Below are 16,040 nucleotides of genomic sequence, written 5' to 3' on the forward strand. Positions count from 1 at the left end.
CTGCCTTTCCAGCCGCCCAGCTTCTCAGCGACCCGGGGACGACGTCCAGTCTTGATCACCGGCCGCCGGAAGATCACTGTTAGGAAACTTTCCTATTGGGGTGGGAGGAACGTAAGCCCAGGACGAAGGGGGCGTCAATAGACAACGCTCCCTTGGTCGTGCCAGCCGGGATCACGACCGCGATCACGACTGCGTCACGGCTGTGGTTTCCGCTGGTCAGGGCGCTTAGATTCAGGCGACGAACGGCTGGTGGGGCCGACGGGGAGGGCGGGGATGGCCGACCGGAGGCTGCTGTGGAGGCTGTGGTCGGCCACGATGCCAGGCCTCCTGCCCGTGGTGATGGCCGTGTGCCTGGGCGACCTGGTGGACGCGGGCCCGTCCTGGCCGGTCGCCGACGACGTCCTCGGCACCTCGCTCGTCTGGGCCTCGCTCAGCCTGCTCCTCGCGCTCCTCGGGTACGCCCCCCTGCTCCGCCGGGCGCGCGGCACCGGCCTCCCGGTCACCGTGGACGCCCTCGCGGCGACGCAGGAACGGGCGTTCCCGGCGGCGGAGACGGAGCGGTTGCGGGCGGTGCTCGCCGGGTCCGGGCGGGCGTACGACGTGACGGGCGGCGAAGGGGAGTCGTGGCACTTCCGCCGGCGTCCGTTCCGCGGCCGGCACACCGTCACCGGTTCGCTGACGGTGGACCGTCCCTCGGACCGGGCCCGGCTCCTCCTGCGCGCGGACGAGCGGCCGACGGGCATGCCGGGACTGCGGGAGGCGAGCGCGTTCGTGGCGCTGTGCCGGATCACGACACCGAGGGGGACCGAGTGAGAAGCGGCCGGACGGCGACGGTGCTGGCGGTGCTGCTGCTGGGGGCGGTGGCCTGTACGGCGCCACGGCCGGGCGGGCCGCGGGCGGCGTCCCCGGTGCGATCCCCGGCGTCGCCGTCCTGCCCCTCCGGCACGTTCCGCTGGGGTGCGGTACGGCAGGAGACCCGGCTGACCGGTGTCTCCCCGGTGGTGACGGTCGGCGCGTACGACGGGTGGACCACCTTCCGGAACGTGCCGGTGCGCACGATCGTCGCGTCGGTCCGGACGAACGGCGTCGAGCTGTCCGGGCAGCGGACGATGGCCTCCCTCGCGCGGCACCTGGGCTACGACACGAGCGAGCTGATGGCTCCGGGGGAGAGCACCGCCCGCCATCCCCGGCACCCCGACCGGATCCGCTCCGACGGCGCCGGCCGCTTCGTCACCGCGGAGGCCGTGAAGGCGGTGGACGCGAGCTTCGCCGTGACCTGCCCCGACGGCACGCACTACGGCAGCGTCACGACCTGGCTCACCGGCACCCGGGGCGACTCCCTGGCCTGCGGCACCGACCCGGGCGGGGAGGCGTGGGTCCGCGAGGCGTACCGGCTGGCCTGCGGGCCGGTCAGTCGGTGACGAACGGGGTGGTGTCGAGGGTGGGGTACGGCGCCGGGAGGGGGAGGGGGTCGCCGAGGGTGACCTTGGTGTCCGTCTTGTAGTAGGCCTCGGTGGGGTCGTCGCCGGGGAGGACGGGGTCCGTGTAGCAGTGGGCCGTCTGGGAGTGGCGGTCCATGAGGACGTAGACGGGGATGCCGGCGGCCGCGTAGGCGCGGAACTTGGGACCGGTGTCGGTCTCGTGGTTGGTCGAGGTGACTTCGCCGACGAGGGCGAGCACGTCGATGGGGTACCAGCCCTTGTTCGTCCTGCGGTACGACTCGTCGAGATCCGTCGGCCTGCGGCGGCGCACGTAGAAGTCCGGAGTGACGAGGGCCATGGTCCTGCCGTCTCCGTGGGCGGCGCGATAACCGTTTCCGAAGCCCACGAGGTCGATTCCGGCCGACCGGAACTGGAAGAACAGTTCCCCGGCTCCGTGATTGTGGTTGTCGTCCGGCTGCGGTGGCACCATGGCCGTCCCCTCGACGTACTCCGGCCGAATCGGCATCGGCGACGCCTCTTCGAACGCGCTCAACAGGTCGATGGGGTCCACCTGCGTCATCACCGGCTCCATGATCGGTTCGGCGCTCATCGCTTCTCCTCGCCACGCTGATGCCAGGCTAAGCCCACGCCGGGCGCCCCGGCAGAACGATGGGGCACCCCGTGCGCGCCCCGCGCCGGAATGCCCCGCCCGTTCACTCGAACGTGTGTGCCGAACCGTTCCGCTGCCGCCGCTACTTCGCCGGCGGAGCCGTGCGCTGCGGGGCTATCGGGGAGGCCGCCGCCGTCTGCGGGGAGTCCGCGTTGGCGTACACCGAGGGGGCCGCGACCGCGGCGGTCGGGTCCGGGGTCTCCTCCTGGTCCTCCAGGGCCGTCGCCCCGCCCACGATGCGGATGCTCGCCGCGTCGAAGGCCCGCTTGATCCGCCAGCGCAGTTCCCGCTCGACGGTGACCGACTTGCCGGGCATGGTCCTGGCCGAGACCCGGACCACCATCGAGTCGATCAGGACCGAGTCCAGGCCGAGGACCTCGATCTGACCCCACAGCAGCTCGTTCCAGGGCTCTTCCTTGCTCATCTTCTCGGCGACCTCGTCCAGCGTGGCCTTGACCCGGTCCAGGTCCTCGCTCGCCTTCACGGTCACGTCGACCCCGGCCGTCGCCCAGCCCTGCGAGAGGTTGCCGATCCGCTTGACCTCGCCGTTGCGGACGTACCAGATCTCCCCGCCGGCACCGCGCAGCTTGGTCACGCGCAGCCCGACCTCGATCACCTCGCCGGTGGCCACGCCCGCGTCGATGACGTCCCCGACGCCGTACTGGTCCTCCAGGATCATGAAGACACCGGACAGGAAGTCCGTGACCAGGTTCCGCGCACCGAAACCGATGGCCACACCCGCGACACCGGCCGACGCCAGCAGCGGCGCCAGGTTGATCTTGAAGGTGCCCAGCACCATCAGCGCGGCCGTGCCGAGGATCAGGAAGCTCGCCACCGACCGCAGCACCGAACCGATCGCCGCCGCCCGCTGCCGCCGCCGCTCGGCGTTGACCAGCAGCCCGCCCAGCGCACTGCCGTCCACGGACTGCACGGTGCGGTTCATCCGGTCGATCAGCTTGGTGATCGCCCGCCGCACCACCGCGCGCAGCGCGACCGCCACGACCACGATCAGCAGGATCTGCAGCCCCATCGCGAGCCACGTCGACCAGTTCTGCTCGACCCAGCTCGCCGCGTTCGTCGCGCTCTCCTGGGCGTCCTGGAGCGTCGGCACGGCCGGGGCCGTGGAGCCCGAGGGCGACGGGGACGGGGACGGCGATGCCCCGGCGGCCAAGAGGGCGGCGGGCAGGGACGACACGGCAGGTACCTCCCAGGTGCTGCGCGGTCCGTACCGGCGGGGCGGTCAAGGTCACGAAAAGGTCACCGGACGGACAGGACCACCACACTAACGGGGCATTGTGTGTGCCTCATGCCGTTCCGCGCACGAGGCGTGCAGGAGAGACAGGGCTCACGCGGGCTTGAACCGGCCATGATCCGGGGGATGCATCAGGTGTGGTCGAAAACACTCCCAGCCCGTTACCGGGACATGGTGGCGCTTCCACCAGGCATGAGGGGAGACTGACTGCAGATCGTCCCGGCGCGAGCCACGCGCCGCCGACGCCCAAGGAGGCACCCGTGCCGCATGTCCTGGTCCTCAACGCGTCGTACGAGCCGCTCGGCGTCGTACCGCTACGCCGCGCGCTCGTCCTCGTCCTGGAGAACAAGGCCGTCTCCCTCGAGGAATCCGGCGCCTATATGCACAGCGCAACCGTCACCCTCCCCGCACCCAGCGTGGTCCGGCTCAAGCGATTCGTCCGGGTCCCCTATCGGGGGCCTGTTCCTCTGACCCGCCGTGCGCTGTTCGCGCGCGACGGGGGCCGGTGCATGTACTGCGGTGGCGTCGCAACCAGCGTCGACCACGTCATCCCGCGCAGCCGCGGGGGCAAGCACGTCTGGGACAACGTGGTGGCGTCCTGCCGTCGCTGCAACCACGTCAAGGCCGACCGTCACCTCGTGGAGCTGGGCTGGCGGCTGCGGCACAAACCGGCTCCGCCGACGGGGCTGGCCTGGCGGATCATCGGCACGGGGCACCGCGACCCGCGCTGGTTGCCGTACTTGCAGCCCTTCGGCGCGGATGACGCTCTGGCCCGGATCGACGGCATCTCCGCCTAGGTCCGGGCCGACGTGTGTGCGCCGGCGGGACCGGCCGCGCCGCCCGGGGTTCAGGCCCTCGGCCCCTCCGGGCGGGCGCCGCGTGCCGCGTACAGCACCGCCCCCGCGGCGAACGCGACCAGGGCCACCGCCCAGGCACCGCGCTGCGCGCCCGGCTGCGTCGGCCACGCCCACACCGCTGCCGCGCGGCCGTGGGCGGCGTTGGAGCCCAGGTAGACGGCGGTGACATAGGCGAACGCGGGCAGCCAGCTCAGGCGGGCGCCCAGCAGCACGGCCGCCGCCGCGGTGACGCCGGTGCAGCCCAGCGTGTTGCGGACCACCGCGGGCGCCCCGAAGGTCCCGGCGTGCCCGAGGACAGCGGGTGCCAGCAGCAGCGCGGCCAGCGCGGTCAGCGCCGTCAGCTGCCCCAGGCGGCGCGGCCACCAGGGGCGTACGGCCGTACGGTCCAGCTCGTCCGACGCGCTGTACAGGCTGGTCCCGATCACCGCCGACGCCAGCAGCGGCGCCAGCGCGACGATCGGCACCCGGCGGTCCGGGTCGAGGTAGGCGTCCAGCCGGCCGGCCGCCCAGACGGCGAACACGGCCGTACCGGCGAGCGCGGCCAGGGTGAGCGGGAGCGCCCGGGAGCGGGCGTACAGCAGGGGGCCGTGGTGCGTCGTCACAGTACGGGGACCTCCTTCGAGTCGCAGCCCGCGCGGGCCGCGAAGTACGCCGACAGCCAGTCGCGGCGCTGCCGCTCCGGCATTCCGGCCAGCCGGGCGCGGGCGGCCAGGAGTCTGCGCTCCTCGGCGGGGCCGTCGCCGGGCACCAGGCCCTTCCGCTGCAGGGCGTTCGGCGCGAGGTAGGACTCGACCGCGTCGTCCGCCCAGAGGACGCGCTTGGTCATCATCGATTCGGGGCAGTCCCTGCCCTCCAGCGCGGCGACGGCCTCCCAGGCGAACTGCCGAGGATCGGTCAGCCGCCCCCGCACCGTCGACCAGCCCAGCGGCGTGATGCCCGGCAGCTGGGCCTCGTCGGCGCGCAGGGCGCCGGCGTGGTCCGCCCAGCGCGCCGGCAGGTTCCGGACCCCCTCCAGCTTCCCCGTGATCCCCGACAGGGCATCCCTGACCTGCGGGAGCATCCCGGCGTACCGGGCGTTGACGCAGATCGCCGGGGCCACGGACGTGTCGCACACCTGGCGGCGGGCGAGCGGGTCGGGGCGCCACAGGCCGTCCCCGGCCTGCGCCAGCAGCGTGCCCGCGGCCAGCGCGGCGGCCAGCGGGAGCAGGGCCGTCGCCCGCCGCCGGGCCGCGTACGCCAGCACCGCCGCGAGGGCCAGCCCGCCCGTCCACAGCGCCATGGCGCCCGACTGCCACCACACGGGCAGCTCGTCCAGGGAGCTGGTCACGGGACTGAGCGCGCGCACGGCGGCCGAACCGCCACCCAACGTGGTCCCGAGACCCAGGAAGCCGGCCACCCCCAGCACCGGCGCCGCGAGCCGGACGGGCACGACCCGGCCCACTACGTGTCCGGCCAGCGCGGCCGCGGCCATGGCGACCGTGTCCCCCGGCAGCAGGGACGGGTGGGGCCGGTCGCCCTGGGCGTACGGCCAGGTGGCGAGCAGGGCCAGGACGACCGCGGCGAGGTAGCCGGCGGCCACCCACAGCGCGACGGGCAGGGCGGCGGTCAGCAGCCGGGTCAGCGGCGGCCGTACGGTCGTCCCCCACAGCTCCTCCGTGCCGCGCCGGCGTTCCCGGCCGCCCTGCCAGCAGCCCGCCGCCGCGGCCAGCGGAAGGGTGATCACCAGGGCGGTGTGCACCTCGGTCGCGGTCGCCGCCCAGTCGCCCTGCCAGCGGTCCGCCGTGCCGCCCAGCATCGCGCCGGCCGTCAGCAGCACCGCGGCCCCGGCCCAGGGCGCGAAGCCCCGCACCGCCTCGGCGCGCAGCGGGTGCGGCGCGCGCACGGGCGCCTCCGGCTCGGTGAGCAGCGTCATCACACCGCCTCCCGCGCACCCGGCGCGCGGTGCGCGCGCAGCGCCGCCGTGTACCCGCGCTCGATCGGATGGTCGCCCGGCCCGTCGGACGCCTCGCCGAGCCGGGTGAGCGACCCGGGTGTACCCCGGTAGGCGATCCGGCCCGCGTCCAGCAGCGTGACCTCCGTGCAGGCGGCGGCCACGTCCTCCACCAGGTGGGTGGAGACCACCACCGTCGCCGAGGCGCCCAGCTCGCGCAGCAGCTCGCGGAACTCCACCCGCTGCTCCGGGTCCAGGCCGGCGGTCGGCTCGTCCAGCAGCAGCACGGCGGGGTCGTTGACGACGGCCTGCGCGATGCCGACCCGGCGGACCATGCCGCCGGACAACGTCCGCATCTTGGCGTCGATCCGGTCCGCCAGGCCGACCCGGGCCACCGCCCGCTCCACGGCCGCCGGCACCCGCGCGGCCGGCACCTCCTTCAGCCAGGCCACGTACGCCACGAACTCCCGCACGGTGAACCCCGGGTAGTAGCCGAACTCCTGCGGCAGGTAGCCCAGCCGGCGCCGGACCCCGGCCGGCCCGCGGCGGCCGGCGGTGTCCTCGCCGAGCAGCTCCACCCGGCCGGCGTCCGGCCGCGCCACCGTGGCCAGCACCCGGATCAGCGAGGTCTTCCCGGCCCCGTTCGGCCCGAGCAGCCCGTGCACCCCGGTGCCGAGCGCCAGGTCGAGCGAGTCGAGGGCGAGGGTCTTGCGGTGCCGGACCCGCAGGCCGGTCACACGTATGGAACTCATCGGTCTCTCCAGGAGAGGGCACGGGACCACACCAACCGGTGGTCCCGGGATCGGAACGCTCGAAGGAAGCCGCCGCGGACCGCTCCGCGAACCCCGGACGGGGCGAGCGGCCGGCGGGGCCGGGGGAGTGCGCCGTCGCGGACGCGACGGACGGTCGGACGGCGTGCTCAGGGACGCAGCGGGCGGTCGGACGGCGTGCTCAAGGGCGCAGCGGGCGGTCGTACGCGGGGCGGCGGGCCGTCAGCAGGGCCGCGCTCAGCACGGCCGCCGCCGCCCACCCGCCCTGCGTGGCGATGCCGTCCACGCAGCGGGAGAGCTGCTCGGCCAGCCGCGCGGTCGCCGCCCCGCCCGGCGCCACCGCCACCGGCGACAGCACGGCGCACAGCCAGCCGCCGCCCGTCACCCCGGCCGCGACCCGGCACCCCACGAAGGAGGCCAGCGCCAGTGAGGCCAGCGCCAGCGCCAGACCCGGCAGCAGCCACGCCGCCGCGGCCGGCGCCCCCGAGGCCGGCAGCAGCAGCCCGGTCAGGGTCAGCAACGGCAGGCTCACCGCGAGCACCGCGACCGTACGGGTGAGCGCCAGCCGCAGCCCGCCGCTCGGCGTGGCCGCCGTGACCTCGTGCAACGGGTCCGCGTGCGGGCCGTAGGACAGGGCGACCCCGGCGACCGGCACCACCGGCGCGACCGCCAGCAGCAGCGCCCGCGCGCCCGGGAACCCGGCCCCGTACGACAGGGCCAGCGCGGCCACCGCCACGCCCAGCACCGCCGGCAGCCACGCCCCGCGCACCGCCGGCCCCGCGGCCCACAGCAGCCGGGCCACCCGGGACGGCGCGGGCCACCCGGCCGCCCCGCCGGACCTCGCCCCGACCGCCGCGACCGGCGCCGGAGCCGACTCCAGCACCGCCGCCCGCACCTGCGCGAGCACCGCCCCCGCCGCCGTACCGCGCACCGCGGCCGACACCCGGGACGCGCAGCCCGCGCAGCCCTCCACATGCTTCTCCAGCGACCACGCGTCCGGCTCCGGCAGGACACCCTCGGCATAGCGGGCGACCAGGTCCTCGGAGGCGTGCCACAGGTGCGCGTTGCGGTGCGTCATGCCGTACCTCCCAGCGGGGACGGGTGCAACCGGTCGAGTGCCTCCCGCAGCTCGGCGCGGGCGCGGCGGGCCCGGGACTTCACCGTGCCCTCCGGGATGCCGAGCAGCCGGGCCGCCTCCCGGGTGCTCAGCCCGTCGACGACCGTCGCCCGCAGCACCTCCCGCAGCTCGGGGGAGATCCGGTCCAGCGCGGTGCCGACATCGCCGTACTCCAGCCCGGCCAGCACCCGGTCCTCGGCGGACGGCGCGGCCGCGGGCTCGTACCGCCCCGCGGTCCCGGGTTCCGGCAGCGGTGCCGCGACCCGGACGACCCGCTCCTGCGCCCGGCGTGCGTCCACCAGCCGGCGCGCCGCGATCGTCCACAGCCAGCCCCCGGCCTCCTGACCGCGGTGCCCGGCCGCCGACCGCCACACCGTGACGAACGTGTCCTGCAGCACCTCCCGCACCAGCTCCGGGTCGGCACACCGCCGGGTCAGCCGCGCGTGCAGCCACCCGGCGTGCCGGTCGTACAGCGCGGCCATCGCCTCCGCGTCCCCCTGCGCGACGGCCCGCAACAGGGCCGCGTCCGCGCCGCTCCCGTCGTCCGTCTCCCGCTGGCCCCCCATGGGGCGGAACAGTCTCACACCCCCTCTATCGATCACCGGCCCGGTGCCGGATCACCCCCGGCACGGGATTTCCCGGGCGTGGCGCCGGGCTCATTGGGTAGGCCTGCCCTGACCCCCTCCACCACCGCAGCACCCGCACACCGACAAGGAGGCCCTCGTGGCCGCACCGGCTCACCTCACGATCCCCGCCCCGTCCAAACCCGTGGCGGAGCTGTCCGCCGACACCGACGAGGCACCGCTGTACGCGTTCAGCGCGGAGAGCGCCTGCGCGCAGGCGCCGCTGACCAGTGAGCCGCCGCTGCCCGACGCCGAGCCGCTGACCAGCGAACCCCCGCTCGCCGAGGCCGCCCCGCTGACCAGCGAGTCCGACCCGGTCCCGGACTCCTTCGCGCCGGGACTGTAGATGGCCGCGGCGCCCGACGAGCCCCCCGGCCAGCCCTCCGCCGACCTCGCCCGGCTCGCCGGGCTGCACGGGGTCGCCACCTCCTACCGGCCCGCCCCCGACCACATCGTCCAGGTCCCCGCCACCGCCGTGACCGCGGCCCTGGCCGCCCTCGGCGTCGACGCGACCGGACCGGACGCCGTGCGCACCGCCCTCGCCGCCCGGGAACGCGAGCTGCGCGAGCGCCTGCTGCCGCCGACGGTGGTCCAGTGGACCGGCGCCGAGCCGCCCGCCGCCCTCACCGCCCTGCCCGCCGGCACCCGGCTGCACGTCGAGGCCGAGGACGGCCGGCACCGGGAGGGGACCGCGGACCTTCCGCCCGGCGTCCACCGGCTGACCGCCACCGCCCCCGACGGACGCACCGGCGAGGCGTGTCTCGTCGTCGCCCCCGACCGGCTGCCCGCCCCGCCCGGCCGCTCCTACGGCCTCCTCGTCCAGCTGTACTCCCTGCTCTCCCGCCGCTCCTGGGGCATGGGCGACCTCGCCGACCTCGCCGAACTGGCCGGCTGGGCCGGACACACCGCAGGCGCCGGATTCATCCAGGTCAACCCGCTGCACGCGGCCGTACCCGGCGCCCCCACCGACCCCTCCCCGTACCGCCCCTCCTCCCGCCGCTTCCCCGACCCCGTCCACCTGCGGATCGAGGACGTCCCCGAGTTCGCCCACGTCGAGGACCGGGAACGGCTGACCGGGCTGCTGCAGCGCGCCGAACGGCTGCGCGCCGCCGTCCTCGACAAGGGCGCCCTCATCGACCGCGACGCCGTGTGGGAACTGAAACGCGAGGCCCTGGAGATCGTCCTCGCCGTCCCCCTCGGCCCCGGCCGCCAGGCCTCCTACGACGCCTTCCGCGCCGCCCACGGCCAGGCCCTCGACGACCACGCCACCTGGAACGCCCTCGCCGAACTCCACGGCTCCGACTGGCACCACTGGCCCGACGGGCTGCGCGACCCCCGCTCGGCCGCCACCGCGCGCGCCAGGACCGACCTCGCCGACCGGGTGGAGTTCCACGCCCGCCTCGCCTGGCTCACCGACGGCCAGCTCCGGGCCGCCCAGCGCGCCGCCCGCGAGGCCGGCATGCCCGTCGGGATCGTGCACGACCTCGCCGTCGGCGTCCACCCGGCCGGCGCCGACGCCTGGGCCCAGCAGGACGTGTACGCCGCCGGCATGTCCGTCGGCGCGCCACCGGACGCCTTCAACGCCCGCGGCCAGGACTGGGGCCTGCCGCCCTGGCGCCCCGACCGGCTCGCCGCCACCGGCCACGCCCCCTACCGCGAGCTGCTGCGCGCCCTCTTCCGCTACGCCGGCGCCCTGCGCATCGACCACGTCATGGGCCTGTTCCGGCTCTGGTGGGTGCCCCAGGGCAGCCCGCCCACCGACGGCACCTACGTCCACTACGACGCCGACGCCATGCTCGCCCTCCTCGCCCTGGAGGCCACCCGCGCCGGGGCCGTCGTCATCGGCGAGGACCTCGGCACCGTCGAGCCCGGCGTGCGTGAGGCACTCCAGCGGCGCGGGGTGCTCGGCACCTCCGTGCTCTGGTTCGAACGGGACTGGGAGGGCGACGGCCGCCCGCTGCCGCCCGAGCGCTGGCGCGCCGACTGCCTGGCCACCGCCACCACCCACGACCTGCCGCCCACCGCCGCCCGGCTCACCGGCGACCACGTCGAGCTGCGCGACCGCCTCGGCCTGCTCACCCGTTCGGCCGCCGAGGAGCGCGCCGAGGCCACCGCCGACGCCGCCGAGTGGCTCGCCCTGCTCGGCAGCCTCGGCCTGCTGGACAGCCCGGCCGCCGGACCGCCCGGCTCCGACGAGGAGGAGGAGATCCGCGCCGTCCACCGCTTCCTGCTGCGCACCCCCGCCCGCCTGATCGGCGTCTGGCTCCCGGACGGCATCGGCGACCGCCGCCCGCAGAACCTGCCCGGCACCTGGGACCAGTACCCCAACTGGCGCCTGCCGGTCGCCGACACCGAGGGCCGGCCGGTGCCGCTGGAGGAACTGGTGGCCTCGCCGCGGCTGCGGGCGCTGCTGGAGGTGCTGCGGCCCTCCGGTGGCACCGAGGTCCCGTAAGGCACCCCGGGCGCGCGGCCCCGACGACGGTTCGCTAACTTGATTTCCGTGGACAAGAAGAACGCCCTGCGCGCCGGCGCCCTGGCCGCCGGTACGACGCTGATGATGCTGCTCATGTCGTCCCCCGCGCTCGCGCTGGCCCGCGACGACGGCGACGACCCCGGCAAGGGCCTGAGCGTCATCGAGACGCTGGGCCTGTACGTCATTCTGCCGGTGGTCCTGTTCCTGGTGATCGCCGGTCTGGTGATGGCACTGGACAAGTCGCGGGCCAAGAAGGACACCACCTCGTCCAACATCAACGTCAAGTCCGGCGCCGGGGCCAAGGCCTGACCCGGACCACCGGTTCGTTCGCCGGGGGCGCCGCTCCTGCCGTCGGTACGCGCACACGCCGTACCCGGGCAGAGACCGGCGCCCCCGGCGTTTTCGCGCGCCCGGCGTGATCCAGACGAAGGGCCCTAAGGGTTCGGCGCGGTCAGATAGCGCTGCACCGTCGGGCCCAGCCACGCCACCAGCTCCGCGCGGGTGAGCGCACGGGCCGGCGGCAGCCGCAGCACGTAGCGGGTGAGGGCCAGCCCGAGCAGCTGGGCGGCGCACAGCGCGGCCCGCGCGGGGACCTGCTCTGGGTCCGGGCACACCTGCCGGGCCACCGGCAGCAGCTGGTCCCGGAAGATCCCCTGCATCCGCTCGGCCCCGGCCTCGTTGGTGGCCCCGACCCGGAGCACGGCCGTCAGCTCCTCGTTCTCCTCCCACAGGCCGAGGAAGTGGCCGACCAGCGTGCGGCCCACCTCTTCGCGGGGCACCCGCGTCAGGTCGGGCAGCCGCAGGTCGAGCGCGACGGCGGCGGCGAACAGGCCCTCCTTGCTGCCGAAGTACCGCATCACCATGGACGGGTCGATCCGTGCGTCCTTGGCGATGGCCCGGATGGTGGCCCGGTCGTAGCCGTCGGCGGCGAAGCGGTCGCGGGCGGCGGCGAGGATGGCGGTGCGGGTGGCGTCGGAGCGGCGTGCAGTCATGCCAACGAGCGTAGGCCAACCGCCGTTGGCCAACAAGTGTTGACCCTGGCCGCTGGCCGCTGGCCGCTGGCCGCTGGCCGCTGACCGCTGGGCGGGGTGGGGTGCGGCGGCGCGCGGCGGGGGTCAACGATCGTTTGCCAACACCTGTTGACTCCACCCGCCGACCGGCCTACCGTTGCCAACAAGCGTTGGCCAACAACTGTTGGCCAACATGCGTAGGCACCCTCCAGGAGGCCACCATGACCCCGCGCGTCCTCATCGTCGGCTCCGGCCCCACCGGTCTCCTCCTCGCCGGTGACCTCGCCACCGCCGGCATCCCGGTCACCGTCCTCGAAAAGCGCCCCCACAAGGTCAGCAACCTCTCCCGCGCCTTCGTTCTGCACGCCCGCACCCTCGAACAGCTCGACGCGCGGGGCCTGGCCGACGGCCTGGAGTCCCTGGGGCAGCCCCTGGACCGGCTCCGCCTCTTCGGCCGGCTCACCGTCGACCTCTCCACGCTCCCCTCCCGCTACCGCCACCTCCTCGTCCTCCCGCAGTACGAGGTCGAGAAGGCGCTGGAGCGGCGGGCGGTCGAGGCGGGGGCCGAGTTCCGGTACGAGGCCGAGCTGACCGGGCTCACCCAGGACGCGGACGGGGTGACGGCCGAGGTCCGCGGCCCGGAGGGTGGTACGCAGACGCTCCGGGCCGCGTACCTGGTCGGCGCGGACGGGATGCGCAGCGCCGTGCGGCAGGCGGTCGGGCTGCCGTTCCCGGGCCGGTCGGTGATCCGGTCCGTCGTGCTCGCCGACGTCCGGCTCGCCGAGGAGCCGCCGACCGTGCTCACGGTCAACGCGGTCGGTGACGCGTTCGCCTTCCTCGCGCCCTTCGGCGACGGCTACTACCGGGTGATCGGCTGGCACCGAGGCCGCAACGTCGCGGACAGCGAGCCGCTGGACCTCGCCGAGATCAAGGAGATCACCCGTCTCGCCCTCGGCCGGGACTTCGGGATGCACGACGCCCGCTGGATGTCCCGCTTCCACAGCGACGAGCGCCAGGCGCCGGCGTACCGGGTGGGGCGGGTCTTCCTGGCCGGGGACGCCGCGCACGTGCACACCCCGGCCGGCGGCCAGGGCATGAACACCGGGCTGCAGGACGCCGCGAACCTGGGCTGGAAGCTGGCCGCGGTGACCGGCGGCCACGCGGACCCGGCGCTGCTCGACACCTACCAGGCCGAGCGGCACCCCGTCGGCCGGGCGGTGCTGCGCAGCAGCGGCGGGATCGTCCGCCTCGCCATGGCCAAGCGCCCCTGGACGCTGGCGGCGCGCGCGGCCCTCACCGCGTTCCTCGACGCGGCCGGCCCGGCCCGGCGCAAGGTCGCCGGCCAGATCACCGGCATCGGCTACCGCTACCCCGCGCCCCGCGGCGCCCACCCGCTCACCGGCGCACGCGTCCCGGACGTGGACCTGGCCGGCGGCGGCCGCCTGTACGAGGCACTGCGCGGCGGCCGGTTCGTGCTGATCACCCCGGAGGCGTACGACGCGGGGGCCGGCCGCGCGGACCGGCTGGCCGTGGCCCGCTGGGCGAGCGGCCGCCGTACCACCGTGCTGGTGCGCCCCGACGGCTACGCGGCCTGGGCCGCCGACTCGGCCGGTCCGGCGCAGACCGAGGCGGCGCTGGCCCGCCACCTCGGCCCCGCCGCTCCGGCCGCTGCCGCCGACCGCGCGCCGACCGGCGCGCGGTGACGGCTGCGGCGGCTACTCGGCCGTCGCGTCCAGCAACTTCCGCAGCAGGCCGGCCAGGTGGTCGGCCTCTTCGGCGTCCAGGGCGGACAGGGCGGCGCTCTCCTGCGCCAGTCCGGCGCCCACCGCCTCGTCGATCAGCCGCAGCCCCTCCTCGGTGAGGGTCACCTTCAGACCGCGCCGGTCGTGCGGGTCGGGGGAGCGGCGCAGCAGTCCGGCGCGCTCCAGCTTGTCGAGCCGGCCGGTCATCCCGCCGGTGGTGAGCATGAGGGTGGCCGACAGCTCGCGGGGCGAGAGGGTGTAGGGCTCGCCGGAGCGGCGCAGGGTGGCCAGGACGTCGAACTCGCCGCGGGAGATGCCGTAGGGCTTGTAGGCCTTCTCCATCCGGTCGCCCATCGCGCGGGAGAGCCGGAAGATCCGGCCGAAGACCTCCATCGCCCGGGTGTCCAGGTCGGGCCGCACCCGGGCCCACTGCTCGATGATCGCGTCCACGGAGTCCGCCGGCTGCTGCTGCATGCGCTGAGTATCGGCCCCCCTTCCGCTCACCCGCAAGAAAGTCACCGAGGAGACACTTGACGCTAAGTAGCTTAGCGCTAAGCTACTTAGTAGTGACCCACTCGCCCGGTGACCCGCTCACCTCCCCCGGAAGGGGCCCGCCCATGGCCGCCACCCAACCCACTCGATCCCCCCGATCCGCCCGCCCTGCCGGCACCGCCGCCGCCGTCATAGCCGTCACCGCCCTCGCGCCGGTCTCCTGGGGCACCACGTACGCGGTCACCACCGAGTTCCTGCCACCGGACCGCCCCCTGTTCACCGCCCTGATGCGCGCCCTGCCCGCCGGCCTGCTGCTGCTCGCCCTCACCCGGGTGCTGCCGCGCGGCACCTGGTGGGTGAAGGCCGCCGTGCTCGGCGCGCTGAACATCGGCGCGTTCTTCCCGCTGCTGTTCGTCGCGGCGTACCGGCTGCCGGGCGGGATGGCCGCGGTCGTCGGCTCGGCCGGGCCGCTGTTCGTCGTCGGCCTCTCCGCGCTGCTGCTCGGGCAACGGCCGGAGCCGCGGACGCTGCTCACCGGGCTGGTGGCCGCGTTCGGGGTCAGCCTGGTCGTGCTGAAGGGGGCCGGCGCGCTCGACCCGGTCGGCGTCCTCGCGGCCCTCGCCTCCACCGCCGCCATGGCCGCCGGCACCGTACTGACCAAGCGCTGGGGCCGCCCCGAGGGAGTCGGCCCGCTGGCGCTCACCGGCTGGCAGCTCACCGCGGGCGGCCTGCTCATCGCCCCGGTCGCCTTCCTGGCCGAGGGCGCCCCGCCCGCCCTCGACGGCCGTGCCGCCGGCGGCTACCTCTACCTCGCCCTGGCCAACACGGCCGTCGCCTACTGGCTGTGGTTCCGCGGCATCGGCCGGCTCACCGCAACCCAGGCCGGCTTCCTCGGCCCGCTGTCCCCGCTGTCCGCCGCGGTCGTCGGCTGGGCGGCCCTCGGCCAGGCGCTCACCCCGGTGCAGGTGGCGGGCATGGTGCTGGCGTTCGGCGCGACGCTGGCCGCACAGCTCGGCGTCCGCAAGCCGGTCGGGACCCACCCGGCAGCCGGCAGCGTCACGGTGACGCGCGGGGCCCGGCGCTGGCGGTCCGTCGCCGTTCGAGATGCTGAGTGACCGGGGGGCGGCTAGCGTGAAGGGGAAGGTCCGCGATCAGGGGTGTGTCCGCCGCCGGCGGCGGGTGCCCCGGGTCCACAGGGGCCGACAGCCGACGTGGCCCAGGCCCGCTGCTCGTCCCCCGCGGCAACCCCTACGACCGCGCCGTGCCGGTATCCCGCGCGGCCGCGGCCATCGCCCCCGTACCGGAAACCCCGCGAGGGCGTGGAAGGAAGGTAGGCCCATGAAAGCACAGCGCGTGAGGCATCTCTTCGCGGTCTCCGCGGCCGGCGTCCTCCTTGCCGGTGGCGCCGCGATCGGCACGGCGGGTACGGCCTCGGCGGCCACCCCGAACCAGGTCCCGACCAACCACGGCTGCTTCGACCGCGGCTGGGGCGGCAACTGCTTCGGCAACGGCTTCGGCAACGGCTTCGGCTTCCGCAACAACTTCTTCGGCGGGGGCTTCGTCCCCGGCTTCGGCGGCGGCGGCGTCGTGGTGGTCGTCGTCAGCTGACAGCCGGTCACGACCCCGCACCCCCACGTCCACCACTCGCGCCGGACGGGCCCCGCCGAAGAAGTTGTTGCGGAA

Annotated in this window: 18 protein-coding genes; 9 read left to right on the top strand and 9 right to left on the bottom strand. The window is 75.3% G+C overall.

From position 1 onward, the window contains the following. Window positions 1–273 precede the first annotated feature (273 nt). Together ABZ923_RS16390 and ABZ923_RS16395 are read left to right on the top strand one after the other, a co-directional pair. Window positions 274–813 carry a hypothetical protein gene (locus ABZ923_RS16390; protein WP_361471478.1) on the top strand — a complete coding sequence of 180 codons (540 nt, stop codon included), beginning with the start codon at window positions 274–276 and terminating at the stop codon, window positions 811–813. Next, window positions 810–1,421: a hypothetical protein gene (locus ABZ923_RS16395; protein ID WP_361471479.1), complete on the top strand. Its 612-nt coding sequence runs from the start codon at window positions 810–812 to the stop codon at window positions 1,419–1,421. The genes ABZ923_RS16390 and ABZ923_RS16395 overlap by 4 nt, the downstream gene beginning before the upstream one ends. Here ABZ923_RS16395 and ABZ923_RS16400 read toward each other — a convergent pair. Both ABZ923_RS16400 and ABZ923_RS16405 read right to left on the bottom strand, forming a co-directional pair. Next, window positions 1,411–2,031: a Uma2 family endonuclease gene (locus tag ABZ923_RS16400; RefSeq protein WP_361471481.1), complete on the bottom strand. Its 621-nt coding sequence runs from the start codon at window positions 2,029–2,031 to the stop codon at window positions 1,411–1,413. The two genes, ABZ923_RS16395 and ABZ923_RS16400, sit on opposite strands and share 11 nt — an antisense overlap. Before the next feature lie 142 nt (window positions 2,032–2,173). Beyond that, complete coding sequence (locus ABZ923_RS16405) at window positions 2,174–3,286, bottom strand: mechanosensitive ion channel family protein (RefSeq protein WP_361471483.1); 1,113 nt, start codon at window positions 3,284–3,286, stop codon at window positions 2,174–2,176. 317 nt (window positions 3,287–3,603) lie between these two features. On the opposite strand from ABZ923_RS16405, the gene ABZ923_RS16410 reads away from it, so the two are divergent. Continuing rightward, window positions 3,604–4,140 carry an HNH endonuclease gene (locus ABZ923_RS16410; protein WP_361471485.1) on the top strand — a complete coding sequence of 179 codons (537 nt, stop codon included), beginning with the start codon at window positions 3,604–3,606 and terminating at the stop codon, window positions 4,138–4,140. Window positions 4,141–4,190: 50 nt separating this feature from the next. Here the strand turns inward: ABZ923_RS16410 and ABZ923_RS16415 are convergent, their stop codons facing one another. From ABZ923_RS16415 to ABZ923_RS16435, 5 genes are all read right to left on the bottom strand, one after another. Next, a complete protein-coding gene (locus tag ABZ923_RS16415; RefSeq protein ID WP_361471486.1) occupies window positions 4,191–4,802 on the bottom strand; it encodes a hypothetical protein in 612 nt (203 codons plus the stop codon). After that, entirely contained in the window at window positions 4,799–6,112 is a 1,314-nt protein-coding gene (locus tag ABZ923_RS16420) for a hypothetical protein (protein ID WP_361471488.1), read from the bottom strand. The genes ABZ923_RS16415 and ABZ923_RS16420 overlap by 4 nt, the downstream gene beginning before the upstream one ends. Further along, on the bottom strand, window positions 6,112–6,882 hold the full coding sequence (locus tag ABZ923_RS16425) for an ABC transporter ATP-binding protein (RefSeq protein ID WP_361471490.1): 771 nt from the start codon (window positions 6,880–6,882) through the stop codon (window positions 6,112–6,114). Before ABZ923_RS16425 ends, ABZ923_RS16420 begins: the two co-directional genes overlap by 1 nt. Window positions 6,883–7,081: 199 nt before the next feature. After that, window positions 7,082–7,978, bottom strand: coding sequence for a zf-HC2 domain-containing protein (locus ABZ923_RS16430; RefSeq protein ID WP_361471492.1), 897 nt, complete (start codon window positions 7,976–7,978; stop codon window positions 7,082–7,084). Continuing rightward, the gene (locus ABZ923_RS16435; RefSeq protein WP_361471514.1) at window positions 7,975–8,583 is read right to left on the bottom strand and encodes an RNA polymerase sigma factor; all 609 of its coding nucleotides are present in this window, start codon (window positions 8,581–8,583) and stop codon (window positions 7,975–7,977) included. The genes ABZ923_RS16430 and ABZ923_RS16435 overlap by 4 nt, the downstream gene beginning before the upstream one ends. A 157-nt stretch (window positions 8,584–8,740) precedes the next feature. Between ABZ923_RS16435 and ABZ923_RS16440 the strand changes: the two genes are divergently transcribed. From ABZ923_RS16440 to ABZ923_RS16450, 3 genes are read left to right on the top strand one after another with little or no spacing between them, the layout of a single operon-like run. Then, window positions 8,741–8,986, top strand: a complete 246-nt coding sequence (locus ABZ923_RS16440; RefSeq protein WP_361471493.1) for a hypothetical protein — start codon at window positions 8,741–8,743, stop codon at window positions 8,984–8,986. Continuing rightward, on the top strand, window positions 8,987–11,092 hold the full coding sequence (malQ, locus tag ABZ923_RS16445) for a 4-alpha-glucanotransferase (protein ID WP_361471495.1): 2,106 nt from the start codon (window positions 8,987–8,989) through the stop codon (window positions 11,090–11,092). Window positions 11,093–11,140: 48 nt separating this feature from the next. Continuing rightward, window positions 11,141–11,422 carry a hypothetical protein gene (locus ABZ923_RS16450; RefSeq protein ID WP_361471497.1) on the top strand — a complete coding sequence of 94 codons (282 nt, stop codon included), beginning with the start codon at window positions 11,141–11,143 and terminating at the stop codon, window positions 11,420–11,422. Window positions 11,423–11,547: 125 nt separating this feature from the next. On the opposite strand, the gene ABZ923_RS16455 is transcribed toward ABZ923_RS16450, so the two are convergent. Next, window positions 11,548–12,105 (bottom strand): TetR family transcriptional regulator, encoded by a 558-nt coding sequence (locus tag ABZ923_RS16455; protein WP_361471498.1) that lies wholly within the window; start codon window positions 12,103–12,105, stop codon window positions 11,548–11,550. Between the two features lie 239 nt (window positions 12,106–12,344). Between ABZ923_RS16455 and ABZ923_RS16460 the strand changes: the two genes are divergently transcribed. After that, complete coding sequence (locus ABZ923_RS16460) at window positions 12,345–13,826, top strand: FAD-dependent monooxygenase (RefSeq protein WP_361471500.1); 1,482 nt, start codon at window positions 12,345–12,347, stop codon at window positions 13,824–13,826. Window positions 13,827–13,838: 12 nt separating this feature from the next. Here ABZ923_RS16460 and ABZ923_RS16465 read toward each other — a convergent pair whose 3' ends face one another. Next, on the bottom strand, window positions 13,839–14,339 hold the full coding sequence (locus ABZ923_RS16465; RefSeq protein ID WP_361471502.1) for a MarR family transcriptional regulator: 501 nt from the start codon (window positions 14,337–14,339) through the stop codon (window positions 13,839–13,841). 143 nt (window positions 14,340–14,482) lie between these two features. Between ABZ923_RS16465 and ABZ923_RS16470 the strand changes: the two genes are divergently transcribed. Both ABZ923_RS16470 and ABZ923_RS16475 read left to right on the top strand, forming a co-directional pair. After that, the gene (locus ABZ923_RS16470) at window positions 14,483–15,472 is read left to right on the top strand and encodes an EamA family transporter (protein ID WP_361471504.1); all 990 of its coding nucleotides are present in this window, start codon (window positions 14,483–14,485) and stop codon (window positions 15,470–15,472) included. A gap of 223 nt (window positions 15,473–15,695) precedes the next feature. Continuing rightward, window positions 15,696–15,965: a hypothetical protein gene (locus ABZ923_RS16475; RefSeq protein ID WP_361471506.1), complete on the top strand. Its 270-nt coding sequence runs from the start codon at window positions 15,696–15,698 to the stop codon at window positions 15,963–15,965. Window positions 15,966–16,040 lie beyond the last annotated feature (75 nt).

The organism is Streptomyces sp. NPDC046881 (genome assembly GCF_040645015.1).
Classification (GTDB): Bacteria; Actinomycetota; Actinomycetes; order Streptomycetales; family Streptomycetaceae; genus Streptomyces.

Bases quoted from the DNA above. Each gene is read 5' to 3' on its own strand.
- ABZ923_RS16390 (WP_361471478.1), top strand. From the start codon at position 274: ATGGCCGACCGGAGGCTGCTGTGGAGGCTGTGGTCGGCCACGATGCCA.
- ABZ923_RS16400 (WP_361471481.1), bottom strand. From the start codon at position 2,031: ATGAGCGCCGAACCGATCATGGAGCCGGTGATGACGCAGGTGGACCCC.
- ABZ923_RS16420 (WP_361471488.1), bottom strand. From the start codon at position 6,112: ATGACGCTGCTCACCGAGCCGGAGGCGCCCGTGCGCGCGCCGCACCCG.
- ABZ923_RS16425 (WP_361471490.1), bottom strand. From the start codon at position 6,882: ATGAGTTCCATACGTGTGACCGGCCTGCGGGTCCGGCACCGCAAGACC.
- ABZ923_RS16430 (WP_361471492.1), bottom strand. From the start codon at position 7,978: ATGACGCACCGCAACGCGCACCTGTGGCACGCCTCCGAGGACCTGGTC.
- ABZ923_RS16435 (WP_361471514.1), bottom strand. From the start codon at position 8,583: ATGGGGGGCCAGCGGGAGACGGACGACGGGAGCGGCGCGGACGCGGCC.
- malQ (WP_361471495.1), top strand. From the start codon at position 8,987: ATGGCCGCGGCGCCCGACGAGCCCCCCGGCCAGCCCTCCGCCGACCTC.
- ABZ923_RS16455 (WP_361471498.1), bottom strand. From the start codon at position 12,105: ATGACTGCACGCCGCTCCGACGCCACCCGCACCGCCATCCTCGCCGCC.
- ABZ923_RS16460 (WP_361471500.1), top strand. From the start codon at position 12,345: ATGACCCCGCGCGTCCTCATCGTCGGCTCCGGCCCCACCGGTCTCCTC.
- ABZ923_RS16465 (WP_361471502.1), bottom strand. From the start codon at position 14,339: ATGCAGCAGCAGCCGGCGGACTCCGTGGACGCGATCATCGAGCAGTGG.
- ABZ923_RS16470 (WP_361471504.1), top strand. From the start codon at position 14,483: ATGGCCGCCACCCAACCCACTCGATCCCCCCGATCCGCCCGCCCTGCC.
- ABZ923_RS16475 (WP_361471506.1), top strand. From the start codon at position 15,696: ATGAAAGCACAGCGCGTGAGGCATCTCTTCGCGGTCTCCGCGGCCGGC.